Origin of the sequence: Halarcobacter ebronensis (assembly GCF_013201825.1) — a bacterium.
GTDB classification, from domain to species: Bacteria; Campylobacterota; Campylobacteria; order Campylobacterales; family Arcobacteraceae; genus Halarcobacter; species Halarcobacter ebronensis.
Genome location: NZ_CP053836.1, coordinates 2,958,080 through 2,983,536, shown reverse-complemented (window position 1 = coordinate 2,983,536; position 25,457 = coordinate 2,958,080). Strand labels below are relative to the sequence as shown.

General features: G+C 31.3%; 24 protein-coding genes. 22 read left to right on the top strand and 2 right to left on the bottom strand.

The genetic code is table 11. From position 1 onward, the window contains the following. The first annotated feature begins 18 nt into the window (after nt 1–18). Nucleotides 19–3,129, top strand: coding sequence for a type I restriction endonuclease subunit R (locus AEBR_RS14535; protein ID WP_129087125.1), 3,111 nt, complete (start codon nt 19–21; stop codon nt 3,127–3,129). Between the two features lie 218 nt (nt 3,130–3,347). After that, nucleotides 3,348–4,709 carry a phosphatidylserine decarboxylase family protein gene (locus tag AEBR_RS14530; RefSeq protein WP_129087124.1) on the top strand — a complete coding sequence of 454 codons (1,362 nt, stop codon included), beginning with the start codon at nt 3,348–3,350 and terminating at the stop codon, nt 4,707–4,709. A gap of 44 nt (nt 4,710–4,753) precedes the next feature. Here the strand turns inward: AEBR_RS14530 and AEBR_RS14525 are convergent, their stop codons facing one another. Continuing rightward, the gene (locus AEBR_RS14525) at nt 4,754–4,981 is read right to left on the bottom strand and encodes a hypothetical protein (protein ID WP_129087123.1); all 228 of its coding nucleotides are present in this window, start codon (nt 4,979–4,981) and stop codon (nt 4,754–4,756) included. A 125-nt stretch (nt 4,982–5,106) separates the two neighbouring features. Between AEBR_RS14525 and AEBR_RS14520 the strand changes: the two genes are divergently transcribed. The 18 genes from AEBR_RS14520 (at nt 5,107) to nuoN (ending at nt 22,975) form a co-directional block, all read left to right on the top strand. Beyond that, on the top strand, nt 5,107–5,616 hold the full coding sequence (locus AEBR_RS14520) for an NADPH-dependent FMN reductase (protein ID WP_129087122.1): 510 nt from the start codon (nt 5,107–5,109) through the stop codon (nt 5,614–5,616). An 89-nt stretch (nt 5,617–5,705) separates the two neighbouring features. Next, on the top strand, nt 5,706–6,629 hold the full coding sequence (locus AEBR_RS14515) for an AEC family transporter (protein WP_129087121.1): 924 nt from the start codon (nt 5,706–5,708) through the stop codon (nt 6,627–6,629). 101 nt (nt 6,630–6,730) lie between these two features. Beyond that, nucleotides 6,731–7,084, top strand: a complete 354-nt coding sequence (locus AEBR_RS14510) for a hypothetical protein (RefSeq protein WP_129087120.1) — start codon at nt 6,731–6,733, stop codon at nt 7,082–7,084. Beyond that, nucleotides 7,081–8,817, top strand: a complete 1,737-nt coding sequence (locus tag AEBR_RS14505) for an ATP-binding protein (protein ID WP_129087119.1) — start codon at nt 7,081–7,083, stop codon at nt 8,815–8,817. The genes AEBR_RS14510 and AEBR_RS14505 overlap by 4 nt, the downstream gene beginning before the upstream one ends. A gap of 170 nt (nt 8,818–8,987) precedes the next feature. Continuing rightward, nucleotides 8,988–9,377: an NAD(P)H-quinone oxidoreductase subunit 3 gene (locus AEBR_RS14500; RefSeq protein ID WP_128982477.1), complete on the top strand. Its 390-nt coding sequence runs from the start codon at nt 8,988–8,990 to the stop codon at nt 9,375–9,377. Continuing rightward, nucleotides 9,359–9,868, top strand: coding sequence for a NuoB/complex I 20 kDa subunit family protein (locus AEBR_RS14495; protein ID WP_128982480.1), 510 nt, complete (start codon nt 9,359–9,361; stop codon nt 9,866–9,868). The genes AEBR_RS14500 and AEBR_RS14495 overlap by 19 nt, the downstream gene beginning before the upstream one ends. Continuing rightward, nucleotides 9,868–10,677 carry an NADH-quinone oxidoreductase subunit C gene (locus AEBR_RS14490; RefSeq protein ID WP_129087118.1) on the top strand — a complete coding sequence of 270 codons (810 nt, stop codon included), beginning with the start codon at nt 9,868–9,870 and terminating at the stop codon, nt 10,675–10,677. Before AEBR_RS14495 ends, AEBR_RS14490 begins: the two co-directional genes overlap by 1 nt. A gap of 1 nt (nt 10,678) precedes the next feature. Beyond that, the gene (nuoD, locus tag AEBR_RS14485) at nt 10,679–11,908 is read left to right on the top strand and encodes an NADH dehydrogenase (quinone) subunit D (protein ID WP_129087117.1); all 1,230 of its coding nucleotides are present in this window, start codon (nt 10,679–10,681) and stop codon (nt 11,906–11,908) included. Between the two features lie 9 nt (nt 11,909–11,917). Next, a complete protein-coding gene (locus AEBR_RS14480) occupies nt 11,918–12,214 on the top strand; it encodes an NADH-ubiquinone oxidoreductase subunit E family protein (RefSeq protein WP_129087116.1) in 297 nt (98 codons plus the stop codon). A 2-nt stretch (nt 12,215–12,216) separates the two neighbouring features. Continuing rightward, nucleotides 12,217–13,029: a hypothetical protein gene (locus tag AEBR_RS14475; RefSeq protein WP_129087115.1), complete on the top strand. Its 813-nt coding sequence runs from the start codon at nt 12,217–12,219 to the stop codon at nt 13,027–13,029. Continuing rightward, nucleotides 13,029–15,500 (top strand): NADH-quinone oxidoreductase subunit G, encoded by a 2,472-nt coding sequence (locus tag AEBR_RS14470; protein WP_129087114.1) that lies wholly within the window; start codon nt 13,029–13,031, stop codon nt 15,498–15,500. Before AEBR_RS14475 ends, AEBR_RS14470 begins: the two co-directional genes overlap by 1 nt. A 2-nt stretch (nt 15,501–15,502) precedes the next feature. Continuing rightward, a complete protein-coding gene (gene nuoH, locus AEBR_RS14465; protein ID WP_172658917.1) occupies nt 15,503–16,495 on the top strand; it encodes an NADH-quinone oxidoreductase subunit NuoH in 993 nt (330 codons plus the stop codon). Nucleotides 16,496–16,504: 9 nt separating this feature from the next. Next, nucleotides 16,505–17,128 carry an NADH-quinone oxidoreductase subunit NuoI gene (gene nuoI, locus AEBR_RS14460; protein WP_129087112.1) on the top strand — a complete coding sequence of 208 codons (624 nt, stop codon included), beginning with the start codon at nt 16,505–16,507 and terminating at the stop codon, nt 17,126–17,128. Nucleotides 17,129–17,137: 9 nt separating this feature from the next. Then, on the top strand, nt 17,138–17,713 hold the full coding sequence (locus tag AEBR_RS14455; RefSeq protein ID WP_129087111.1) for an NADH-quinone oxidoreductase subunit J: 576 nt from the start codon (nt 17,138–17,140) through the stop codon (nt 17,711–17,713). Then, nucleotides 17,710–18,009, top strand: a complete 300-nt coding sequence (gene nuoK / locus AEBR_RS14450) for an NADH-quinone oxidoreductase subunit NuoK (protein WP_129087110.1) — start codon at nt 17,710–17,712, stop codon at nt 18,007–18,009. Before AEBR_RS14455 ends, nuoK begins: the two co-directional genes overlap by 4 nt. Before the next feature lie 2 nt (nt 18,010–18,011). Then, complete coding sequence (nuoL, locus tag AEBR_RS14445) at nt 18,012–19,943, top strand: NADH-quinone oxidoreductase subunit L (protein WP_172658916.1); 1,932 nt, start codon at nt 18,012–18,014, stop codon at nt 19,941–19,943. Nucleotides 19,944–19,955: 12 nt separating this feature from the next. Then, complete coding sequence (locus tag AEBR_RS14440) at nt 19,956–21,485, top strand: NADH-quinone oxidoreductase subunit M (RefSeq protein ID WP_129087108.1); 1,530 nt, start codon at nt 19,956–19,958, stop codon at nt 21,483–21,485. After that, entirely contained in the window at nt 21,482–22,975 is a 1,494-nt protein-coding gene (gene nuoN, locus AEBR_RS14435; protein WP_129087107.1) for an NADH-quinone oxidoreductase subunit NuoN, read from the top strand. The genes AEBR_RS14440 and nuoN overlap by 4 nt, the downstream gene beginning before the upstream one ends. Nucleotides 22,976–22,997: 22 nt before the next feature. Here nuoN and AEBR_RS14430 read toward each other — a convergent pair whose 3' ends face one another. Then, a complete protein-coding gene (locus AEBR_RS14430; protein WP_129087106.1) occupies nt 22,998–23,600 on the bottom strand; it encodes a flavodoxin family protein in 603 nt (200 codons plus the stop codon). Nucleotides 23,601–23,776: 176 nt separating this feature from the next. Here AEBR_RS14430 and AEBR_RS14425 point away from each other — a divergent pair, with 176 nt between their 5' ends. Continuing rightward, nucleotides 23,777–24,643 (top strand): menaquinone biosynthesis family protein, encoded by an 867-nt coding sequence (locus AEBR_RS14425; RefSeq protein ID WP_129087189.1) that lies wholly within the window; start codon nt 23,777–23,779, stop codon nt 24,641–24,643. Further along, entirely contained in the window at nt 24,640–25,413 is a 774-nt protein-coding gene (locus AEBR_RS14420) for a UDP-N-acetylmuramate dehydrogenase (protein ID WP_129087105.1), read from the top strand. Before AEBR_RS14425 ends, AEBR_RS14420 begins: the two co-directional genes overlap by 4 nt. Nucleotides 25,414–25,457 lie beyond the last annotated feature (44 nt).

Genomic DNA, 25,457 nt, shown 5'->3' with positions numbered 1-25,457 from the left:
TGAAAGGGTTTTAATCTAATGAATAACTTTTACGAAGATAATTTAGAACAAGCAATAATACAAATCTTTGAAAATGATTTGGCTTATGAGTATAAAAGTGGTATAGATATAGCTCCTGAAGCAGTAGAGAGTGCTAGGGATGATTTTCATGAAGTTATTTTAAAAGAGAAATTTTTTGAAAGCTTAAAAAGGATTAATCCTACTATTGCAAAAGATATTTTAGAAGATGTATTCAAACAAATTATTCACCCAAACTCACCGATGATGAGCGAAAATAACAAGACCTTTCATAAGTATTTAGTAGAAGGTGTAGATGTTGTCTATAAAGATAAAGATGGAAATGACAAAGGGGACAAGGTATATCTTTTTGATTTTAAAGATATTTCAAAAAATGAATTCTTGATAGTCAATCAGTTTACTATCGTAGAGTTTGATGAGAGACGACCTGATTTAATAGTTTTTATAAATGGATTGCCTTTGGTTGTTTTTGAGCTAAAATCCTTGTCAAATGAAAAAGTAGGGTGTGAAAAAGCTTATAATCAATTACAAACGTACAAACAAAAGGTTCCAAGTCTATTTAATACAAATGCTTTTCTGGTGATAAGTGATGGAGTAAATGCCAAAGCTGGAACTATAAGCTCAAATTTTGAGAGATTTAGTGCTTGGAAAAGTGTCGATGGAGTAAAATTAAACTCACATATTCAAATAGAAACTTTACTTTTAGGAATGTTTGAAAAAAGTAGACTTTTAGATATCATAAAAAACTTTATTGTTTTTGTAGAAGATGGGGTAAAAAGCACAAAGATATTAAGTGCCTATCATCAATATTTTGCAGTAAAAAAAGCAGTGGATTCTACGGTAAACTCAATTTTAGAGAAATCAAAAAAAGCAGGTCTTGTTTGGCATACACAAGGAAGTGGAAAATCACTCTCTATGGTATTTTATACAAGCTCTATCATACAAGCTTTAAAAAACCCTACGGTAATAATACTAACTGATAGAAATGACTTAGATATGCAACTATTTACTACTTTTTCAAAAGCAAATAGTATCTTAAGACAAACACCAATACAAATAGAAGATAAAGATGATTTAAGAGAGAAGTTAAATAGAGAAAGTGGAGGGATAATATTTACAACAATTCAAAAATTTGCTCTAAAAGATGATGAGGTACAAATAGAGTGTCTAAGTGATAGAAGAGATATTATACTTATAGCAGATGAAGCCCATAGAAGTCAATATGGCTTGGAAGCAAAGGTTGACACAAAAACAGGGAAAATAAGCTATGGATATGCCAAACATATTAGAGATGCCTTACCAAATGCAACTCTTATAGGTTTTACAGGAACTCCAATAGAAAATAGTGATAAATCCACAAGGGAAATTTTTGGAGATGAGGTTGATATCTATGATATGACCCAAGCTGTAGAAGATGGCTCAACTGTAAAGATATATTATGAAAGTAGAATAGCAAAACTAAAACTAGATGAAAAAGTTTTAAATGAGATTGATGAAGAGTATGAAAAACTAGAAGATGAAGGTGCTCCCATAGAGCTTCTTGATGAATCAAAAAGAAAATTCACAAAGCTAGAAGAGATAGTGGGAGATACCCATAGACTGGAAATGTTAGCTATGGATATAGTAACTCACTATGAAAATAGAGAGATTATCCTTGCATCAAAGTTTTTAGACAAAGCAATGATAGTTTGTATGAATAGAAAAATAGCAGTTAATCTTTATGAGCAAATTATAAAGCTTCGTCCAAATTGGCATAGTGATGATATGGATAAGGGGAAAATAAAAGTTGTTATGACATCAAGTGCAAGTGATGATGAACTTTTAAAAAAATATGAAACCACAAAAGATGATAGGGTTTATTTAGCAAAAAGAATTAAAGACATAAATGATGAATTAAAAATAGTGATTGTCGTGGATATGTGGCTTACAGGTTTTGATGTGCCCTCTATGAGTACAATGTATATTGATAAACCTATGAAGTCACACAATCTAATGCAAGCAATAGCCAGAGTAAATAGGGTTTTTAAAGACAAAGTAGGTGGACTTGTAGTTGACTATATAGGAATTATGGGATCATTAAAAGAGGCGTTACAAACATATACAAGAAGAGATGTAGATAAAGTTGAACTAAACCTTGATGCGGCTTTTCATAAGCTAGAAGATGCTCTAACTTTTTTGAGAAAACTTTTTTCTGCTTTTGATTATAGTGGATTTAAAAGCGGAAGTGATAAAGATAGATTAACTCTTATTGGTGATGGTGTAGAACATGTTTTAATAGAGAGTTATGGTGAAGAAAATATAAAAAAAGAGTTTAATAAAAAAGTTAGTGAATTAAACGCAGCCCAAACACTTTGTAACTCAATGCTTGATGATGATATGAAACTAGAGATTGCTTATTTTAAAGCAGTAAAAAGTGCTTTAAATAAGTTAGAGGGGAAAGAGTTTAATCTAAAAGAGATAAATCAAAGAGTTCTAAGTTTAGTAAAAGACTCTATTCAAAAAGATTCAATTTTAGAACTTAATGATATTTTAGGTATCAAACAAAGTGAGTTAGATATTTTTAATGAAGAGTTTCTAAAAGAGATATCTTCAATGAAAAGAAAAAATATAGCCCTAGAACTTCTAAAAAGATTATTATCAAATAAAATAAAAGCGTATGAAAAAACAAACTTAGTTCAGAGTGAAAAATTCTCATTTCTGATGAATGAAGTGATGAATAAATACAATAACAAAGCGCTTACAAATGCAGAAGTGATAGATGAACTTTTAAAAATGTCAAAAGATATGATGGAAGATTTTCTAAAAGGGAATGAACTGGGACTAACAGATGAAGAAAAATCATTTTATGATGCATTAACAAAGTTTGATACTGTAAAAGAAGCTATGGGTGAAAGTGTCCTAAAAGAGTTAGCTGTAGAACTTACAAAAACAATTCAAAATTCTAAAACAATAGATTGGCAATACAAAGAGAACACAAGAGCTAGAATGAGAAGAGAAGTAAAAAGACTTCTTAAAAAATATAAATATCCACCAGACAATGCAGTAGAAGCTTTAGCTTTAGTGATAAAGCAGGTTGAATTGAGTTGTCTAAAAGATGAAGAAAATATTTAACTTATAATTTTAAAACTGAATTAGTGAAGAAGTAGAAATACTTTTTTACTAAAAATTTTTTTCCTTTTTTTAACTTTACATTTTTTGATGAAAATCTCTTATATTTATAAAACCATTATATTCTGTGACGTAAATTGTGAACTTTATGGTTTATAATAAAACTGTTAAGTAAGTAAAGTGTTATTGTGTAATTAAACAATTTTTATAAAGGAATAGTTATGAATCACTTAAAAAAGATTAGGGCTGGTGGCTGGCTTCCTTCTCAAACAGAGCATATTGATGCGTGGATAGTAGAGTTAAAAATGGAGGTTTATAAACAAAATAAACCTTTGATAAAACCAATAAAAGATTTTAAGCAGATGGTTGAAAATGATTCGGTTTTAAATGCTACTGCTGCTGCAATGTTCACAGAAGCTAGAATCTGGCGAGAAAAAACTCCACTTGGAACTTCTGAGGTAAAAGATTTTAATGAGTTTTTAATTCTATTAAATGGTATTATGACCCAAGCGCCGCAGTTTACTGTGTGCAAAGATAAAAAAGGAGATTTGGAGCCTTGTGGTCTTATAGGGTTTCCTATAAATGCCCTTCTTGATTGGCCTATGGCTACAAGTTTTGGTTATGATTTTTTTGCAAATAGTTTGGTGAACCAACAGTTTAAAAAGATTCTTGAATATTGGAGCAAATACCTTGTAAGTAAAGATTCAAGATATGTTTTAGTGGATAATTATCCAAAAAAGACTCCTGAAGTAATTGCTTGGTTAAGTGCACCAGCTAAAAAAGAGATGGTAAAAGTGGCTTGTGAAGCTATAAAAGAGAAAGATCAAAAAAATTGTAATGAAAAAAAGTTTGAAGATATATTTGAGTGTGATCCTGAAGATAAATATTATGGATTTAAATCTTGGGATGATTTTTTTACAAGAAAATTCAAAGAAGGAGTAAGACCAATAGCAAAGGGTGAAGATATAATAGTAAATGCTTGCGAATCTGCGCCTCTACAAGTTGTAAAAGATGTAAAAAAAGATGCAAAGTTTTGGCTAAAAGGACAACCTTACTCTTTAGAAAATATGATGAACTTTGATCCTTTGGCAAAAGAGTTTGAAGGCGGGACAGTTTATCAAGCATTTTTAAGTGCATTAAGTTATCACAGATGGAACTCTCCAGTAGGTGGAAAAATAAAAAAAGCTTTTATTGTAAATGGAACTTATTATCTAGAAAACAAATATTATGGTTTTGTAAATAAACAAGAAGCAGATCCTAGTGCTCCAAATGATTCACAACCCTTTCTAAGTGCGGTTGCAACTAGAGCTGTTATTTTTATAGAAGCTGACAATCCAAAAATAGGCTTAATGTGCTTTATAGCAATAGGTATGGCAGAAGTATCATCTTGTGAAATTACTGTAAAAGAGGGACAAAAAATCAAAAAAGGTGATGAGCTAGGAATGTTCCATTTTGGAGGTTCAACCCATTGTTTAATCTTTAGACCAGAAGTAAAACTAAAATTTGATTTTCATAATAATAAAAAACCAAATATCAATGCTGTAAATATACCAGTACATGCAAAACTTGCAACACTTATATAGACAAAGGAATTTTTCCTTTGTCTAGGTCTAAAATAAAGTTAATTTTAAACTATTTCATCAACTTCAAACTCATAATAATCAGCTAGTGAACTTGCCATAAAATCTTTATACTCTTTTGAAATAATTTCATAGTTTAGTTTTATTAGCTCATCATTTAAGCTTGTTTCTTTGAAATTCATTTTATAAAGATGTTCAAATTTTACAGCTATATCTTTTACCTTTGTTGTTGTAAAAAAATCATCTGGATTGAAGGGCTTCTTTGGCTTTTTCATATATATCCTTTAAAGGAGACTATACAAATAGTATTCCTTGAATTGTATTTTTATAGAGTAAATTTAATTTTTACCTAAACAAAAAGTTATAAAATGCACTTTTATTGAAAAAAGAAGGATTTTTAATGTCTACAATAGGTATTTTAGTAGCAAGTTCAAACAACAATCTTCTATTGGCTCAAAAACTTAAAGAGCTAGGGGATGCACAAGGATTAAAAAGCGAGATTATTGATTTAGTTAGTCTAAATCTCCCTTTATATAACACAATAGAAGAGGAGAAAAATGGTATTCCTCAAGCGGCAAAAGAGTTAGTAGAAAAGATTGCTGGTTTCAAAGCTTTTATTATTGTTGCTCCTGAATATAATGGTGTTATGCCTCCTGTTCTAAATAATGCTATATCTTGGTCTTCAAGGGCAACAAAAGATTGGAGAGAGACTTTTAATGAGAAATTTGTAGCACTAGCAACACATAGTGGTGGAGGAGGAACAAAAGTTCTTCAAGCAATGAGATTGCAGTTTATCCATATGGGTGCAAATGTTTTAGGAAGAGAGCTTTTAACAAGTTATGATAAACCTCTAAATGAAGAGAGTGCAAACAATATTTTAGAACAGTTAGGAAAGCTTGCAAAGATTTAATCTTTGCAAACTACAAAAGAGAGTATAAAATTATTATTTTCAAAAAAGATAAGATATAATTTCTCTTTAATTTTTTAATAGAAGAGTTTATGGAACATATTTTAACTGCACTTATTCCAATATTTTTACTTATTTTAACAGGATTTTCATTTAAAAAAATTGATTTTCCCTCTTCCGAATTTTGGAAGAATGCAGATAAATTGACATATTTTATTCTTATGCCAGCGCTTTTGGTTTTTAAACTCTCAACTGCAAACTTGAACAATCTTGAAGCTTTTGATTTTGTTGTAACTGGAATATTAGCGATTTTTGCCATTCTTGTTATAAGTATAATAATAAACTTTAAGATGAAATCTTCAGGGGCTGCTTTTAGTTCAGTTGTTCAAGGTGCTATTAGATTTAATACTTATGTTTTTTTAGGTCTAGTCTCTGCAATTTTAGGGGATGAAGGTATAGCATTAGCTGCACTTCTTATAACCTTTGCAATACCAATTATAAATGTAATATGCATAACTGTTTTTGCTTTTTATGTAAATGATACAAAAGCAACCTTTATGGGTATGATTAAATCAATCGTAAAGAATCCTTTGATTGTAGCTTGTCTAATTGGCGGAGGAATAAACTATTTTGATTTTTATATGCCAATTGTTGCAGTTAAATTTTTAGAGATACTTAGTGCAACAGCACTTCCTCTTGGACTTTTGTCAATTGGATTTGCTTTAGATTTAAACTCAGTAAAAGAAGCAAAATTGGAGTTAATAATCTCTTCAGCACTAAAACTTATTCTTATGCCTTTAGTGATGTTTTTTATTGGAGAACTTTTTTCTCTTGATTCTTCTTTAATGACAATACTTGTAATTTTTGCAGCAATGCCAACAGCATCTTCCTCTTTTATTTTAGCTAGACAGCTTGGAGGAGATACAAATCTTATGGCTTCTATTATCACTTTTGAGACACTTTTTTCTCTCTTTACTGTTTCATTTATTTTAGGTTTTTTACAATATCTAAACTAAAAGTAGAACTACTTGCTGGTTACAAAAAGTACACCAGATATTGAATAGATTTAAAGAAATTGTAGTAATATATAAGATGTTTAATTGAATTGGAGTTTTTTATGATTTTTATGATTTTAGTAGGAATTGTGGCAACCATTGTAATAGTTTTAAATATGATGGATAGTTCAAATATGCACAAAATTGAAGATCATTTCAAGGATAAGAAGTGTGAAAATATTGTTTATTCTAAAGGTAGTTACAAGGGAATTTGTGGCGATGAGGTGATGGAAGTTGAAAATAGTTTTGAAGTAGATTTAAAAAACAATAAAAAAAGTATAAAGTTAAAAGATATAAAAAAACTTGATGATAGAGCACTAACAATTATAATAAATGATGACTACGAAATTGAATTTAAAGATAAACTAAATAAAGAAAAATTCTACAATGAGTTAAAGGAAAAACTGAATCAATGAATGAGATTATAGATTATATAAAAGCTGAAAATGTAGAAAAAACTACATTTTTTAAACACTTAAAGTGCTCAAAAGCAGAAGCAAAAATCTTACAATATATTACAAAAGAGTATATTTTAGGTAGAGATACTTTGATTGTTATAGATATATTAGCTGAGTTCTATGATTTGAAAAAGTTTGAACACTTAGCTCATATAAAAGAGATAAAATCCTTGCTTGGACTTGGATGGTTAGTTCAAAATAGTTTTGATCATATAAAACTTAGTGATATGTCACAGTTAGAACTTTTAAATTCAGCTGTTACACTGTCACCTGCATATTTAAAGTTTTTGGAAAAAGGTTCAATGGATTTTGTGCTTCCAGAAATCAAAAGTTATACGGATCATTTGGAGTATCTTCAAGATCAGTTTTTCAAAATAGATTTAGCTCAACAGTTAAATCTTGTAAAAAGAAATTTTGATGAAAATTCTCCAAATATAAATAGACTAAAGACAAAACTAACTCTACTTGAAAATAGAATTAAAGATAGGGTAAAAGAGACAACAAATAAAATTTTACTTGAGGATTTTTTCAAAGAAAACAGTTTAAATGAACAAGAACAAATGCTTTTTTTAGCTCTTTTAAAAGAGGAGTATTCAGGTGGGGATGGAACAATTAGAGATATGAACTCTTTAATTGATTTAATCTCAAGCGACGCTTATGAGAAGATAAAATATAGAAGTTTGTTAGAAGAGGGCTCAAACCTTGTTTCAAATGGACTTGTGGATTATGATGAGGTTCTAACTCCTTTTGGAGGGATAAATAGAAACTTCTATATTCCAGATGATATTTTATATAAAATCTCTCATCCAACTAAGAAAAAAGAGGGTGCAGGAAAAATCAAACTTGATACACTAATAAAAGACCAAGATACCTTTGAACTTATTAGTACAACAAAAAGTTTAGATGATGTTGTGTTAAATGAAAAAACAAGGGAAGTTTTAGATTCACTTTTAAAACAGATGGATAAAGCAGTATTTAATAGACTTAAAATGTGGGGATTAAAAGACAAAAGAAGAGGAATTGAAGCTAGAATTATTTTTTATGGATTTGCAGGAACAGGTAAAACTTTGACTGCTTTAGCTTTGGCTAGATCACTTAAAAAACAGGTTCTTAGTTTTGACTGTTCAAAAATTTTATCTATGTATGTAGGTGAGAGTGAGAAAAATGTTAGAGCTATTTTTGACAAATATTATGAGTTAAGAGATAGAAGTAAATCTGAACCAATACTACTTTTAAATGAAGCAGACCAATTTTTAAGTTCTAGAACAACTTCAAGTAGTAGCGGAAGTGAAAAAATGCACAATCAGATGCAAAATATATTTTTAGAACAGATTGAACGCTTCGACGGAATACTTATTGCAACTACAAATCTTCTAGAATCTCTAGATAAAGCTTTTTCAAGAAGATTTAACTACAAAATTGAATTCAAAAAACCAACACTTAAACAAAGAGTTCAATTATGGGAAAAACTTCTACCAGAAAATCTTCCATTGGAAGAGGGATTTGATATTCAAAAACTTGCCAAACATGAGCTCACAGGTGGGCAGATTGAGATGGTAATAAAAAATACTGCTTTTAAGATTGCAGTTGATGAGGATCCTTTATTTACAATCAAAGCTTTTGAAGAGCAAATAGAGAAAGAGAAAAAAGGTAATTTTGATTCTGAGACAAAGGTTGGATTCTTTAGTTAGCCCATAAAATGTCATCTTTAGATTAAAATTCACTTAATAAATTTTTTTATTTGATACTTTTAGTTATAAATGAACAAAATAGTATCCGTATAACAAGTTCTTATAAGATTGACTTTATAAGAGATTAGATATTATCTTGTACTAATGAGAAAATATAAGAAGGATTAGAGATGACACATATGGAGTTTTCACATCCGTATTTTGGTGCATTTTTCATGTTTTTATTTGCTTTTGGTGCATTTATTGCAACAGTGTTTTTAGCAAGATTAATAAGCCGAAAATTAGCTAGACTTGATACAGAAAAATTAAAGTCTACACTTTATGAATGTGGACCTGAAGTTACAAAACAACCAAGCAGTGTATCAGTACAATTTTATTTGATGGCACTTCTATTTATTCTTTTTGATATAGAGATAATTTTTATGTTTCCATGGGCAATAGATTTTAAAGTATTGGGATGGTTTGGATTTGTAGAGATGATTCTATTTATACTTCTACTTACTATTGGATTTATCTATGCATGGAAAAAAGGAGCGCTTGAATGGCACAGCATAAAGTAAACTATTTACAAGATGGTGGAGCACCAATTGCTCTTACAACTGTTGACAAACTTGTAAACTGGGGTAGATCAAACTCTATTTGGCCAATGACTTATGGATTGGCATGTTGCGCAATTGAGATGATGGCAACGGGAGCTTCAAGATATGACTTTGATAGATTTGGTACTATCTTTAGAGCAAGTCCAAGACAATCTGACTGTATTATTGTTGCAGGAACATTAACAAAAAAACACGCTGAGTTTATGAGAAGATTGTATGACCAGATGCCAGAGCCTAAATGGGTTATCTCTATGGGGTCATGTGCAAATACAGGTGGGATGTTTAATACCTATGCAACAGTTCAAGGTGTTGATAGGGTAATTCCAGTCGATATCTATCTTCCAGGATGTGCACCAAGACCTGAGACTTTACAATATGCTCTTATGCTTCTACAAAAGAAGATTAGAAGAGAGTCTATTTTTAGAACTATCAAGAAAAAAAGGTTAGTGTAATGAGAAAATATACTCCTAAAAATGATGTACAAAAAAAATCATACTTTAGTGATAGATTTTATGTAACACCAGAGACACCTAAAAAAGATCCAAGTGAAGATACAATCTATGCAACTGATATAGAGGCTTTGAAATCAAAATTTGAAATTGTTAACTCATATATTGAGATTGATGAGTTAGTAGTTTACATTAATAGTGAAGATAATGTAAATGTTCTTACATTTTTGAAACAAGAGCTAGAGTATGAGATGCTAATGGAACTATCTGCAATTGATTACATTGCACAAAAAGGTGGTTTTGAAATATTTTATGAAATGCTTTCACTATCTAAAAAAAGAAGAATGAGAGTAAAAACTTTTATTAGACAAAAACAAGCAATTGAATCTGTATATTCAGTATTTAAAATGGCAAACTGGGCAGAGAGAGAAATGTATGATATGTATGGTGTAAAAGTTACGAACCATCCAAATATGAAAAGAATCCTTATGCCTGATGATTGGTATGACCACCCTTTAAGAAAAACTTATCCACTTCATGGAGATGAAGCAGCTCAATGGTATGAGGTTGATAAAATCTTTGGAAAAGAGGCTAGAGAAGAGATAGGTCCAGAGATTAGAGATGGGGCAAATGTTGATAGATATGATACTCAAAGGTTTGCAAGACTTGGACATGAAGTACCATATGGAGTTGATATTACTGATGGCAAAGAGCCAGAACATACACCTTTAGGTTATCAAGAAGAGGGTGGAGTTGTTATTATTAAAAAACTTCACGAAGATACAAGTGTTACATTAGAAGAGAGAAGATAGTATGAAACAAGCAGTAAATAGATTAAAACCTTTCTTTGAAAATATACATTTTGAGAGAGAAGATAACACTATGATGATTAACTTTGGTCCTCAACACCCGTCTTCTCACGGACAAATGAGACTTATGCTTGAACTCCAAGGGGAAGAGATAGTAAAAGCTAGACCAGGAGTTGGTTATCTTCATAGGGGTATGGAGAAAATGGGTGAGAATATGATGTATAACGAGTTCTTACCAACAACCGATAGAATGGACTATATCGCTTCAACTTCAAATAACTATGGTTATGCTCTAGCAGTTGAAAAACTTTTAGGGATAGAAGTTCCAAGAAGGGCAGAAATAATTAGAACAATGCTTTTAGAGCTAAATAGAATTACTTCTCACCTATTTTGGCTTGCAACTCACGCACTTGATGTTGGTGCTATGTCAGTTTTCCTTTATACTTTTAGAGAAAGAGAGTTTGCAATGGATCTAATTGAGGACTATTGTGGAGCAAGACTTACTCACAGTGCAATTAGAATTGGAGGGGTTCCTTTAGATTTACCAAAAACTTGGTGTGAAAATTTAGAGAAATTTTTGAAAATTTTAGATGTTGAGATAAACAAATATGAAGGGCTTCTAACAGAAAATAGAATCTGGAGAATGAGACTTGAAAATGTAGGAACTATCTCTCCTGAACTTGCAAAATCTTGGGCTTGTTCTGGAGTTACTCTAAGAGGTTCTGGGATTAAATGGGATATTAGAAAAGAGATGCCTTATGGAATCTATGATGAGTTAGAGTTTGATGTTCCTGTTGCTTCAACAGGGGATAGTTTTGGAAGATATCTTTGTTATATGCAAGAGATGAGAGAGTCTGCAAAAATTTTAAGACAACTTATCCCTATGTATGAAAAAAGTGAATTGCAACTAATGGCTCATGCTCCTGAATATATCTCTGCTCCAAAAGAGGATATTATGACTCAAAACTACTCTTTAATGCAACACTTTGTTCTTGTAACTCAAGGTATGAGACCACCAAAAGGTGAAGTATATGTTGCAACTGAATCTCCAAAGGGTGAGTTAGGATATATGATTGTAAGTGATGGGACGCCATACGCATATAAAATGAAACTAAGAGCACCATCTTTTTGGCACACAGGTATTTTTGAAGATTTATTACCAGGGCACCAATTGGCTGACGTTGTAACTATTATTGGTAGTTTAAACGTAGTATTTGGTGAAATTGACAGATAGGGAGAAGTTGTGAAAAGATTTGATTTAAGACCTTTGAAAGATAACTTCTATGACAGAATGTTAGAGCTTATGGACCAAGAGATTATTGATGGTGAAAATGCAATCTTTCTTTTTGAAATAGGAGATTTTTCACCAATTCAAAAAAGTGCAGATGTGATTTATGAAGCTGGATATACTTTAATGAACTCAATAAAGTTCAATGAAGTTGATTGGACTTTAGTTGTTAAAAAAGTTAAACCAGAGCCAAAACCAGTTGTAGAAGAACCTGAAGTCGAAGATGACGACGATGAAGATGATGAAGAGTAACAATGGATATTAAAGAGATAATTTCAAAAAGTGATTATATTTTAACTTTTGGTTCTTTTTTAGCAAGAGATAATATAGAGATTCAAGAGGCAATTATTGAAGCTATTGCAAAAAATAATGCTCAGTTTATCTATATGCATCCAATTGATAATATTGATTTAAAAGTTTATTATACACAGTTTATAAAGTATGAAGTTGGTAGTGAAGAGGGAGTTGCTTCACTTCTTTTAGAGACTTTTGTAAAAGAGTCAAATGAAAAAATAGAGAGTTTTATAGAAGATTTAGATATTGGATATATTTCAGCTGAAAGCTCTGCTGGGGAAGAGGAGTTTGAAGAGGCTGCTTTAAAAGGAAACAGTAAAAATGCAAAAACTCTAATTGTTGGAAGAGATGTTTTTACCCATGAAAGAGCAGAAAATATTATTAAAATTCTATCTATTATAAATAGATACAGCGATTTTAATGTTATCTCTTTAGAACCTCAATACAATGAAATCATTGAGAAAACTTTAGATGATGAGCTTGAAGAGATTCAAGAGTTAGATTCATATAATGGAACTATAATCTATAGAGTTTATGGGGAAGAGGATGATTCAACTTTAGTTGGAAGTGAATCTTTTGCAAGGGTTGCAAAAGTTACTGATGGTGATGAAATTTTTATCAACAACAAATTGGATAAATTTAAAAGAGTTTTTAAAATTGATAAAAATTTAATGGGAACAGTAGCTTTATGCAATATGAAAAGCGACGATACTAGCTCTTTATCTGAGGGTTACAGATATAAACAAGTAAAGATTGAAAAGGTTGATGCATAATGAGTGATTTAATTACATTAACAATAAATGGCAAAACTATAGAAGCAAAAGAGGGTGAGTATATTTTAAATGTAGCTAGAGCAAATGATATATTTATTCCAGCTATTTGCTACCTTACTAGATGTTCTCCTACACTTGCATGTAGATTATGTTTAGTTGAAGCTGATGGTAAACAAGTTTACTCTTGTAATACAAAAGCAAAAGAGGGAATGAATATTACAACACATACGGAAAATATTGCAAAAGAGAGACGTGCAATAATGGAAGTTTATGATGTAAATCACCCTTTACAGTGTGGAGTTTGTGATCAAAGTGGAGAGTGTGAACTACAAAACTACTCTTTATATATGAAAGTTGATTCTCAAAGTTATGCAATAAAAGATGTACCTAGACCAGCACAAACTTGGGGAGTTATGAAATATGACCCAGGTTTATGTATAGTATGTGAAAAGTGTGTAACAGTATGTAAAGATATGATAGGTTCAAACGCACTTAGTACTGTAAAAAGAGGTTCTGATGCTTTAGAAAAAGAGTACAAAGATACAATGCCAAAAGATGCTTACTCTATGTGGAATAAACTAAATAAATCACTTATTGGTTTTGAAGAAGAGGCTTGTACTGATTGTGGGGAGTGTATCTCTGTTTGCCCCGTTGGAGCCCTTGTATCAGCAGATTTCCAATATAAATCAAATGCTTGGGAATTAAATAAAATTCCAGCAGCTAATCCCCACTCAAGTGATTGTGCTTTTATGTATTATGAAACAAAACATGAATCAATTGAAAATGCAGAACCAAAAATATATAGAGTTACAAATGAGCATCACTATTCAACACTAAATGGAGCTGCAAGATTTGGTTATGATTTTGAAAATAGAGTTCAAGGAAAAGATGAAGAGAACTTTACAAAAGCTGTAGAGGCTTTTAAAAATGCACAATCAATTATTTTTAATTCATATATCACAAATGAAGAGGCACTAATTTTACAAAAAATTGCTACAAAAACTGGAGCAAAACTTGTAAATAAAGATGCATATAACTATAAAAAATTCCTTGAGGCTTATAGTTCAACTTCAGGAAGTTCTTTATACTCTTCAACACTAAAAGACGTACATGATTCTAATTTTGTAGTATCACTTGGGTCATACTTAAAATCAGACCTGCCAAATGCAAGATATGCTTTAAATAACTCAGTTGTTATGAACAAAGGTGCTGCACTATATCTTCATCCAATCTCTGATAAAGCAATAGAAAAAGTTGGTAAAAGAGGTAAAACTACAGAGTTTATTCAATATAAACCTTTAGCGGAAGAGGCTGCTTTATATCTTCTTTTAGATAAGTTTGGAAAAGATTTACCAGCAAATATTCAAGAGTATATTAATCAAAACAAAGAGACAAAAACAAAAATTGTAACAGAGACAGTTAAAGAGACTGTTGTTGAACTTGTAAAAGATGAAGAAACAGGTGAAAGCAAAGAGGTTAAAAAAGTAGTTAGTAAAAAAGTAGAAAATAGTGTTGAGTTTGAATATACAAAATTCCTTGATGCTTTAGGATTAGATGAAAAATTCCTTGATACTTTTGAAGCACTTTTAGACAAAAAAGATAAATTCTCACTAATTGTAGGTGAGGATTTATATACCCATCCAAAAAGTGAAAATCTAGCAAAACTTTGTGGACTTGTTGATAGATATACAGATTTTAGTGTTTTAATTATCCCTTCACAAACAAACACTTTAGGGGTAAGTTTGATTTGTGATGTAACAGATAAAGAAGAGGGGCAAACTGTAGGATACAATGAAAAAGCAGATTTCCAAATAAGTGCTTTAGGAGATGGAAATTTAGATATGCCAGCACTTAACCAACAAGAGGGGACTTTTACAAATATTGATAAAAAAGTTATCCCTACAAATGCTGCAATAGGTTATAAAGGGTATGTTTTAAATGATATTGCAAATGAAGTTTTAGAAAGTGATATTGAATATACTATTGAATATACACAAGAACTTCCACTAGAAGCTGGATTTAAAGCAGTAGATTTTGACAAACTTCCAAACCATTTTGGAAATGATAGGGTTGAGTATAGAGGTTATGATATAACCTCTAAAGAAACAACTATTAGAACTGACGTTGAAGCGATGTTAGCAGAAACATTAACAGTAAATGAGGGTGAAACACTAATTTATAGAGCAAATCCAATTAATCAATTTAATGAATTTACTGCAATTGCCCATGAGTTTGCAAAGGATTTAGAGTCTGGACTTTTTGCTTCAGCTGAATTTTTTGAGAAATTAGAACTTCAAAAAGGTGATAAAGTTGTAGTTTCAGCAAATAACATTGAGTTAGAACTTAATGCTTTTATTGATGATCAAATAGCAGGAGATATTGCTTATGTTTCAACCTTCCAAAAAAGTTTAGATACAAAAGCACTATTTGATGGATATAGATTCCAAAAAGCAGTGATTAAAAAGGCGTAATGATGGAAACAGGATTTATTATTGAGACTATCGTAAAAGCTGTTGTTATCTTAGCAGTTTTTTCAGCATTGGCTGGGTTTACAACATATATTGAGAGAAAAGTTCTTGCTTTTATGCAAAGAAGACTAGGTCCCATGAATGTTGGACCTCACGGGGTTTTACAACTTGCAGCTGATGGTATAAAACTATTTATGAAAGAGGATTTTATCCCACAAAATGCAAGCAGACCTGTATTTATGATTGCACCTATTATCACTTCTGCAACTGCTTTTATTGCAATGTCAGCAGTTCCATTCTTCCCCGAGTTTGAGCTTTTTGGATATACAGTAAGACCTATTATTTCAGATATTAATGTTGGAGTTTTATTTGTAATGGGTGTTGCTTCAGTTGGGCTTTATGGACCACTTCTTGGTGGTATGAGTAGTGCAAATAAATGGTCTCTTTTAGGAGGAGCTAGAACAGCTATTCAACTTCTTTCATATGAGGTTGTATCAGGACTTGCACTTTTAGCACCACTTATGCTTGTGGGTTCACTTTCTCTTATTGATATAAATGCTTATCAAGCAGAGGGTTTTACAAGCTGGCTTATTTGGACTCAACCTTTAGCTTTTGTTCTTTTTGTAATGGCTGGATTTGCTGAAACAAACAGAACACCCTTTGACCTTCTTGAACATGAAGCTGAGATTGTTGCAGGGTATGCAACAGAGTATTCAGGTATGAGATGGGGGATGTTTTTTATTGGGGAATATGCAAACCTATTTACAATCTGTTTCCTTGTATCACTAATTTTCCTTGGTGGATACAATGATTTATGGTTTATCCCAGGATGGATTGCAATTTTATTAAAAGTATTCTCTTTAGTATTTTTCTTTTTATGGACAAGGGCAGCTTGGCCACATATTAGACCAGATCAACTTATGTGGTTATGTTGGAAAATTTTAATGCCATTAGCGGTAATCAATATTTTGATTACTGGTTTTGTGATGATGTTTTAGGAGTTATATATGGGATTAGAAAAATTAAAAGATAGAAATATTAGTATGGGTGATTATATTAATGTTTTCGAGGACAATTATCCTAAAACCCCATGGGAAGAGTTCAAGCAAATTGCAAAAAGATCAGTTAAATTAGAACTTTTTGGAGGACTTAAAATTGTTTGGAAAATGATGACAGGAGCACTTTTCAAAGGTGAAATGCATACTGTTCAATATCCAGCAGAAAAACTTCCTATAGGTCCACGATATAGAGCGGTTCATAAACTTCTTGCCCTATTAGAATCAGGGGAAAACAGATGTATTGGTTGTGGACTTTGTGAAAAAATCTGTATTGCTGATTGTATTAGAATGGATACAAAGATTGATGAAAACTCTAGAAAAGAGGTAATGGAGTATTCAATAAATCTTGGTCGTTGTATCTTTTGTGGATATTGTGCTGAAGTTTGTCCAGAGCTTGCAATTGTTCATGGTGGAAGATACGAAAATGCAAGTGAACAAAGAGCTCACTTTGTATTAAAAGAGGACTTATTAACACCACTTGATAAGTTAAAACAACAAAAAGAGTATCCTGGTTTTGGTGCTGTATCTCCTGATGCAGATAAAAAAATCAAGAAAACTCCATTGTTGTATTAAGGAGGGGAAATGTTTGAAATAATAGCTTTTTATCTTTTTTCAATTTTAACAATTGTTATGTTTTGCATAACAGTTTTTACAAATAATCCACTGTATGCACTAAGTTCACTTGCTGCGGGGATGATTTTTATTTCGGCATTCTTCTTTTTGCTTGATGCTGAATTCTTAGGAGCTGTGCAAATTGTTGTTTATACAGGAGCAGTTATGGCTTTATATGCTTTTGGTATGATGTTCTTTGATGCACTATCTATTGTAAAAGAGAAGATTAATAATCCAAGATTGGTATTTTTATTAAGTGGAATATCTGCATTAATTATTGTACTAATTTTTGTTGCGCCAATTGCAAGTGGAAATATAGAGGCTCAATATCCAGTACATCCACAGTGGGGTAATTCACAAGATGTAGGAGTTGTATTATTTACAAAATACCTAATTCCGTTTGAAGTTGCGGCAGTTATGCTACTTGTTGCAATGATTGGTGGAATTATTTTAGCAGGAAAGAAAATGGATATTTCATACTCTGAACTAAGTGAAGAAGAGATCGATGCCCTAGAGGCACAAACAGTTGAAAAGGATGAAAAATGAGTATTAATGCCTATTTGATTCTTTCAGCTGTACTTTTTATTATTGGTGTAGTAGGAGTTATTAGAAGAAAAAATCTTTTAATGCTTTTCTTCTCAACAGAGATTATGTTAAATGCAGTAAATGTAGGATTCGCAGCAATTTCAAGATTCCATGGGGATTTAACAGGTCAAATGTTTGCATTTTTTATTGTTGCAATAGCTGCAAGTGAAGTTGCAGTTGGACTGGGACTGTTAATTCTTTGGTATAAAAAGAGAGGTTCAATCAATTTGGATACTCTGCAAAGTATGAAGGGGTAATGATGGAAAAATATTTATATATAGCACTATTTGCTCCACTATTAGGTTCTTTGATTGCTGCAAGTTTTTCGATGAAACCAAAGATGCTTTTTACAGGTTTGATTACTTCATTTTTACTTGCTGTGTCTATGGTTGCATCATTGATTTTACTTCAATATGTATATACAATTGAATCAATTATTCATGTAAGAATGCTTGATTGGATAGCAATTGGAAATCTTGATATCCCTTTTGGATTTGTAGTTGATCAAGTAAGTGTTACTATGATGGTTGTAGTAACTATAGTTTCAACTATGGTACATATTCACTCAATTGGGTATATGAATCACGATAAATCATTTAATAGATATTTTGGATGGCTTTCAGCTTTCGTTTTTTCAATGATGATTTTAGTTATGTCTGATAACTTTGCAGGATTGTTTATAGGATGGGAAGGTGTAGGGCTTTGCTCTTGGGGGTTAATTGGTTTTTGGTATCATAAAGAGGATCAACCTTTAACAAATGATATCTATAAATCACCATTTTCTACATTGTCACCATTTTCATCTATCTCTCCAAGTTATGCGGCAAATGAAGCTTTTATCTCAAATAGAGTTGGAGATTTAGGAATGTTAGTTGGAATTTTCCTAATCTATTGGAATCTAGGAAGTTTACAATATGATGATGTATTTTCTAAAATAGGAACTTTAGATACAGGAACAATTGTAGCAATTGCAGCCTTTTTATTTATTGGTGCAATGGGTAAATCAGCACAATTTCCACTTAACCAATGGCTTGCAAATGCAATGGAGGGTCCAACTCCAGTTTCAGCTTTAATTCACGCAGCAACAATGGTAACGGCTGGAGTTTATTTGGTAATTAGAGCAAATGAGATTTATACAATAGTTCCTCAAGTTGGATATTTTATTGCAACATTAGGTGGAGCTGTTGCTATTGGTGCGGCACTTATGGCACTTGTTGCAACCAATATTAAAAAAATCATTGCATTTTCAACACTAAGTCAGCTTGGATATATGTTTGTAGCTGCTGGACTTGGTGCTTATTGGGTTGCACTGTTCCATTTGGCAACTCATGCTTTCTTTAAATCAGTACTTTTCTTAGGTGCAGGGAATATTATGCATGCACTTCATGATGAGATTAGTATTAAAAATATGGGTGGACTCTATAAACATATGAAAGGAACTGCTATTATTATGATTTTAGCTTCTACAGCTTTAGCTGGTATTTTTCCTTTCTCTGGGTTCTTCTCAAAAGATTTAATCTTAGAGGTTGCTTTTGGAACTCACTCATATATTCTTTGGGCAATTTTATGGATAACTGCTGGACTTACTGCATTTTACTCATTTAGACTTATTATGTATGTATTCTTTGGAAAAGAGAATTTTAAAGAAAAAGGTCATCACCCTCATGAAGCCCAATGGTATGTAATTGCAGCAATGACACCACTTGCAATATTAGCTGTTGTTGCAGGAGCTTTTAAAGACTCTTTTATAGAGATGGCAACAAAACTGCTTCCAGAACTTCATATTCATGTTGAACATGGAACTTTTTGGGTTTTATTGATTGTAACTTTAGGTATTGCTCTAAGTGGCATCGCTTTTGCAGTGTTCAAGTTTAGAAAAGATGGAACATTTTTTAGTGAAAAACTAAAAAATAGACCTTGTTATAAGATATTGGCAAACCAATATTTTATGCCATATTTGATGCAAAATTTAATAAACAAACCATATTTAGCAATCTCTAACTTTTCATGGAAAAAAATTGACCTTAAAATTGTTGATTTTATTGTTGATGGTATTGCAAAAGTTATATATAAAAGTGGTGATAAAAGTAGAGTTATCCAAAATGGTAACTTATCATCATCTTTAAGATTGATGATTTTAGGTATTACAGTGTTGCTTATTTTAGCAGTAGCACTTGGAATAGCAAAGTAAGGGGTTAGGTTAATGGAACACATTTTATCAATTTTAATATTTTTTCCAGCATTTGCAGCACTTATAGGATTTTTAGTTAAAAATGATTCTATTAGAATGTATGGAATCGTTGTAACTGCAATTGAGTTTGTTTTAACAGTTTATTTGTGGGCAAACTTTGATACATCTATAGGTGATATGCAGTTTACTGAGATAATCCCTATTATTAGTAGTTATGGAGTAAACTATTTAGTTGGAATAGATGGTATCTCACTATTTTTAGTAATAATGACAACATTTATGACAATGATATCTATAATTGGACTAACAGAAAAAAGAGATCTAAAACATATGATTATTACAGTTCTGTTTTTAGAGATGACTATGGTTGCAGTATTTGTTGTACTAGATGCAATTATTTTCTATGCTTTCTGGGAACTTTCACTTGTACCAATGCTTTATATTATTGGTGCTTGGGGTGGAAAGCTTAGAATTTATGCGGCTGTTAAATTCTTCTTATATACTTTTTTTGGTTCTTTAATTATGCTTGTTGGTATGTTATATTTAGGATATGTTTATTATCAAACAACAGGAAACTGGAGCTTTAGTATCTTAGATTGGAATATGCTTATCTTACCATTTGATATGCAATTTTGGTTGTTTATTGCTTTTTTTGCAGGTTTTGCAATCAAAGTTCCAATGTTCCCATTTCATACATGGCTTCCATATGCTCACGGTCAAGCGCCAACAATTGGTTCTGTAATTCTTGCGGCAGTTCTGCTTAAAATGGGTACATATGGTTTTGTAAGATTTTCCTTGCCACTATTTCCTGATGCCTCTGTATATTTTACAATTCCTATGGCAATTTTGGCTCTTATTGCAATCATCTATACAGCAATGGTTGCTTATGCCCAAGAGGATATGAAACAAGTAATTGCTTACTCATCAGTTTCACATATGGGTGTAATTATACTTGGTATTTTTGCTTTAAATGTGGAAGGAATTGGGGGTTCAATCTTCCTAATGATCTCTCACGGTATTGTTTCCGGGGCTCTGTTTATGCTTGTTGGAGTTATCTATGATAGAAGACATACTAAACTTATAAAAGATTTTGGAGGTTTAGCATTAGTGATGCCAAAATATGCAACAATTTTTGGAATAATGCTTATGGCTTCAGTTGGACTTCCTCTTACAATCGGATTTGTTGGGGAGTTTTTATCTCTACTTGGATTTTTTAAAGTTCATCCAATTATGACTCTTCTTGCAGGACTTACAATTATTTTAGGGGCAGTTTATATGCTTGTAATGTACAAAAAATCTTTTTTTGGTCCTCTAACAAATGATGAAAACAAAAAACTTAAAGATTTAAAAGGAAGAGAGTTAGCAGCTTTAATTCCCCTTGTAGCTTTAGTTATTATTTTGGGAATTTATCCAAAACCTATATTAGAGCCAGTTGATAAATCAGTATCTCAAATGATTGACATTATGAAAGTAAAAGCTGTAAATGATTCAACAAAGGTAAGATTAATGGAGTCTAATAGCATAGCAGGAGGTCAAGAATGAATACACTTATCCCTCCAGTAGTAATAGATTTTGTTACACTAAATTTCTCAACTTTAGTACCAATGCTTATGGCAATAGTTGGAGCATTAGTTATTTTATGTATAGATTTAGTGAATAAAAATCTTGATAAATCACTTTATGTGATGTTATCAGTTCTATTTTTATTTGTGGATTTAGGAACAATTATTGGTTTCTCTGGCGATGTAAGAGGTTTCTTTGATTTGATGTTAGTTGATGGTATCTCAATACTTTCTCAAATAGTAATTGTATTTGCTTCAATTCTATTTATTTTAACAACAATGACAAAACTTAGATTTCAAGAGTTTAGATATCCTGAATATTTTGCTCTGTATCTATTTGTTGTAGCTGGATTCCAGTTTATGGTTAGTTCAGATTCTCTTATTCTTATTTTTGTTGGATTAGAGACAGCATCTATGGCACTATATACAATGATTGCAATGCATAACAGAGCAAAAGCAATAGAAGCGGCAATTAAATACTTTACAATGGGTGCACTTGCAACTGCATTTTTTGCTTTTGGTTCTATGCTTTTTTATGCAGTAACTGGAACTGTTGAGCTTGGACAAATCTCAGAAGTTTTAACAAGAACAAACTTTGATAACTATGGTGTAATTTTAGTTGGTGTTGTATTCATTGTAGGAGCTCTAGGATTTAAACTATCTTTAGTTCCATATCATACTTGGGTCGCAGATGTTTATGAAGGTTCTCCTGCATCTTTTGCTGGATTTTTATCTGTTGTTCCTAAAATGGCAGGATTTGTAGTAGCTTTAAGATTTTTTGAGATTTTTATAGCAAGTGGTGATATGTATGTGGAGATATTACTTTATGCAATAGTTGTTCTATCTATGACTATTCCAAATATTATTGCTTTACTTCAAACTGATATAAAAAGAATGCTTGCTTACTCATCTATCTCTAATGCAGGTTTTGCAATGGGTGCAATTTTAATAGGAACTACTCAAGCAACAAGTGCACTGTTTTTATACTGGATGATGTTCTTTATTACAAATCTTGGTGGATTTACAATGATTTGGTTAAATAGAACAAAACAAAATTCACAATTTGCAACGGATCATGCTTTAGAAAAATATTCAGGTCTTGTAAAAAGTTCACCTTTAACTGCAACAATGATGGCACTCTTTTTCTTATCACTTGCAGGTGTTCCTCCTTTTGCTTTATTCTGGGGAAAAATGTATCTAATTGGAAGTGCTGTAAATGCAGGTTATATTATATTAGCTCTTATTATGGCTATTAACTCAGCAATTGCAGGGTACTATTACTTAAAACCAATTGTTTATATGTTCTTAAAAGAGCCATTAGAAGATAAAGAGGTTAAATATATGGCTAATGCTTCAAACAGTGTTAAAACATTAATAGGATTTTGTGCAATAGTTACTATTCTTTCAATATTCTTTATAGAACCGCTGCTTAATATTATCTCATATTATGTACAAATCTCAGGTTACTAGGATTTTCCTAGTAATCTAAAGCTTACGAAGCATTTCTTTGAAAAGCACTTACAAGTCTGTAAGCCATTTCATCTAATCTCTCTTTGTACTCTTTTATTAAATCCTCTTTAGGGGTTAATGCAGTCCAATCTTGAACTTTTGCTCCAATAGAGGATGAAGTGTGTTCCATATATAGTTTTGTAGTATAAAAGCTGTGATTCATAAAGTATTTTGTAGTGTTAAAATTTATTAGTATTGAGTTTTTGTTTTGGAAAGGATCTCTTAGTCTTGCTTCAGATTGGCCATAGGGCCAGTAATAATATGCAACCAGCCTTTCGGAAAACTTTTCATGAACTTTATTTTTATTAAATAAAAAAGTTCTATCAGAAAGGATAACATAGGAATTAGCCTCTTGTATTGTATCAATAACTTCTGACATCTCGTCATTTACTACACATTTTACAGGAGATTCACTCCATTTTAGTGTGCAACATCTACATTGAGTACATTTAGTAATTTTCAAATTTGAGAGGGAAATTTTTGAAGTATAAATATCTAAAGAGTGAAAATAATCATATAAATACTCAATTATTGTATCAATCTGCTTATGATATTTCTCAGAACAATCAATAAAAAGTACTCTCATAAAAAGCCCTTTATAAATGAATATTCATATATTAACATATTTAAGCCCTTATGGCTAAAAAAATGGTAATAAATGATGGGATAATTTACAAAAAGTTACATTTGAGTGGATAAACATTAAATCTAAAAGTAAACCACTTCTTGATACAATCCCATAACAAAAAAGTTTAAGGATTGATTTTGAAAAAAATAAGTGTTGCACACTCACCCGATGCCGATGATATATTTATGTACTATGCGATTAAGTTTGGTTGGGTGACTCCTAAAGATGCGGTGTTTGAAAATATTGCAGATGATATAGAGAGTTTGAATCAAGCTACGCTAAAAGGTGAATATGATATTTGTGCTATCTCTTTTGCCCTATACCCTTTTGTGAAAGATGAATACGCACTACTTAAAACAGCAGTCTCTTTTGGTGAAGGATATGGTCCAAAACTTATAAGAAGAAAAGAGACAAAACTAAAAAGAAATTTCAAAGTGGCTTTAAGTGGAGAGTATACTACAAATGCATTGCTATTTAGAATTGCTTATCCTGAAGCAAGAATTACATATATGAATTTTTTGGATATTGAAAAAGCTGTACTTGATGGAACTGTTGACGCAGGTGTACTAATACATGAGTCAATATTAACTTATAGTAGTGAATTAGAAGTAGAGAAAGAGATTTGGGATATTTGGATTGAACTAAGTGGTGGAAATTTACCACTACCTCTTGGTGGAATGTGCCTTAGACGTTCACTTCCTCTTCATAGCGCAATAGATTATGAAAATACACTTATAAAAGCAGTTGATGTAGCAAATAAAAATAGAAAAGTTTTGGCTCCAATGCTTTTAGAAAAAGGGCTTATTAGAGTTGATGCAAAACTTCTTGACAACTATTTAGACCTTTATGCAAATGATAACTCTGTAAAAATGAGTGAAATTCAGTATAAAGCCCTTGACAAACTTTATGAATTGGGATATAAACATGGCTTTTATGAAAACCTTATAAAAGCAGAAGATTATTTAATACCAAGTGAATATGAGGAATTAAGAAACAAGTGAGTTTTAAAAGAATAGATTTTTCAAGATATACCTCTATCAAAATAGGTCCTATTGTTGATGTTAAAATAATAGATACAATAGGCAATTATGATGATTTCCAAATAATTGGTAAAGGAAATAATCTTTTAGTCTCTTCAAATCCTCCTAAATTTGCAATTTTAGGAGAGCAGTTTGATTATATAAGAGAAGAAGAGGGCAAACTATATGTAGGTTGCGCTACAACTTCAGGAAAACTATTAACTTATACAAGAAAAAACAATATTGCAAACTTAGAGTTTCTTGCAAAACTTCCTGGTAATCTTGGTGGGCTTGTTAAAATGAATGCGGGTTTAAAGAGTTGGGAAATCTTTAATTATATAGATAAAATAAAAACTAAAGATGGATATATAAAAAAAGAGGATATAAACTACTCTTATAGAAAAACCAAAATAGATACTATAGTTTATGAGGTAGTATTTAACATTGAGTATGGTTTTTGCAAAGAAAAACTTAAAGAGTTTAATAAAATGAGAGACAATCAACCTCAAAGTCCAAGTGCGGGAAGTTGTTTTAAAAATCCCCAAGGGGATTTTGCAGGAAGACTTATAGAAGAGGTTGGTTTAAAAGGGTTTAAAGTAGGAGATATGGCATTTAGTGAAGTACACGCAAACTTCTTAGTTAATCTAGGGAAAGGCACTTACGAAGATGCAATATCACTTATAAATGAGGCAAAAAATAGAGTGAAGCAGAAGTTTAACATAGATTTAGAAGAAGAGATTACAATTTTCTAGTTTTAAACTATTTATGTTAGAATTCGAGATTTAAAAAGTTTTGA

What these genes read in the sequence shown, in the direction of transcription:
- nuoK (WP_129087110.1), top strand. Translation starts at nt 17,710, where the DNA reads ATGAGTATTAATGCCTATTTGATTCTTTCAGCTGTACTTTTTATTATT.
- AEBR_RS14530 (WP_129087124.1), top strand. Translation starts at nt 3,348, where the DNA reads ATGAATCACTTAAAAAAGATTAGGGCTGGTGGCTGGCTTCCTTCTCAA.
- AEBR_RS14475 (WP_129087115.1), top strand. Translation starts at nt 12,217, where the DNA reads ATGGATATTAAAGAGATAATTTCAAAAAGTGATTATATTTTAACTTTT.
- AEBR_RS14515 (WP_129087121.1), top strand. Translation starts at nt 5,706, where the DNA reads ATGGAACATATTTTAACTGCACTTATTCCAATATTTTTACTTATTTTA.
- AEBR_RS14495 (WP_128982480.1), top strand. Translation starts at nt 9,359, where the DNA reads ATGGCACAGCATAAAGTAAACTATTTACAAGATGGTGGAGCACCAATT.
- nuoI (WP_129087112.1), top strand. Translation starts at nt 16,505, where the DNA reads ATGGGATTAGAAAAATTAAAAGATAGAAATATTAGTATGGGTGATTAT.
- AEBR_RS14440 (WP_129087108.1), top strand. Translation starts at nt 19,956, where the DNA reads ATGGAACACATTTTATCAATTTTAATATTTTTTCCAGCATTTGCAGCA.
- AEBR_RS14505 (WP_129087119.1), top strand. Translation starts at nt 7,081, where the DNA reads ATGAATGAGATTATAGATTATATAAAAGCTGAAAATGTAGAAAAAACT.
- AEBR_RS14535 (WP_129087125.1), top strand. Translation starts at nt 19, where the DNA reads ATGAATAACTTTTACGAAGATAATTTAGAACAAGCAATAATACAAATC.
- AEBR_RS14500 (WP_128982477.1), top strand. Translation starts at nt 8,988, where the DNA reads ATGACACATATGGAGTTTTCACATCCGTATTTTGGTGCATTTTTCATG.
- nuoH (WP_172658917.1), top strand. Translation starts at nt 15,503, where the DNA reads ATGGAAACAGGATTTATTATTGAGACTATCGTAAAAGCTGTTGTTATC.
- nuoD (WP_129087117.1), top strand. Translation starts at nt 10,679, where the DNA reads ATGAAACAAGCAGTAAATAGATTAAAACCTTTCTTTGAAAATATACAT.
- AEBR_RS14430 (WP_129087106.1), bottom strand. Translation starts at nt 23,600, where the DNA reads ATGAGAGTACTTTTTATTGATTGTTCTGAGAAATATCATAAGCAGATT.
- AEBR_RS14510 (WP_129087120.1), top strand. Translation starts at nt 6,731, where the DNA reads ATGATTTTTATGATTTTAGTAGGAATTGTGGCAACCATTGTAATAGTT.
- AEBR_RS14455 (WP_129087111.1), top strand. Translation starts at nt 17,138, where the DNA reads ATGTTTGAAATAATAGCTTTTTATCTTTTTTCAATTTTAACAATTGTT.
- nuoN (WP_129087107.1), top strand. Translation starts at nt 21,482, where the DNA reads ATGAATACACTTATCCCTCCAGTAGTAATAGATTTTGTTACACTAAAT.
- nuoL (WP_172658916.1), top strand. Translation starts at nt 18,012, where the DNA reads ATGGAAAAATATTTATATATAGCACTATTTGCTCCACTATTAGGTTCT.
- AEBR_RS14520 (WP_129087122.1), top strand. Translation starts at nt 5,107, where the DNA reads ATGTCTACAATAGGTATTTTAGTAGCAAGTTCAAACAACAATCTTCTA.
- AEBR_RS14490 (WP_129087118.1), top strand. Translation starts at nt 9,868, where the DNA reads ATGAGAAAATATACTCCTAAAAATGATGTACAAAAAAAATCATACTTT.
- AEBR_RS14525 (WP_129087123.1), bottom strand. Translation starts at nt 4,981, where the DNA reads ATGAAAAAGCCAAAGAAGCCCTTCAATCCAGATGATTTTTTTACAACA.
- AEBR_RS14470 (WP_129087114.1), top strand. Translation starts at nt 13,029, where the DNA reads ATGAGTGATTTAATTACATTAACAATAAATGGCAAAACTATAGAAGCA.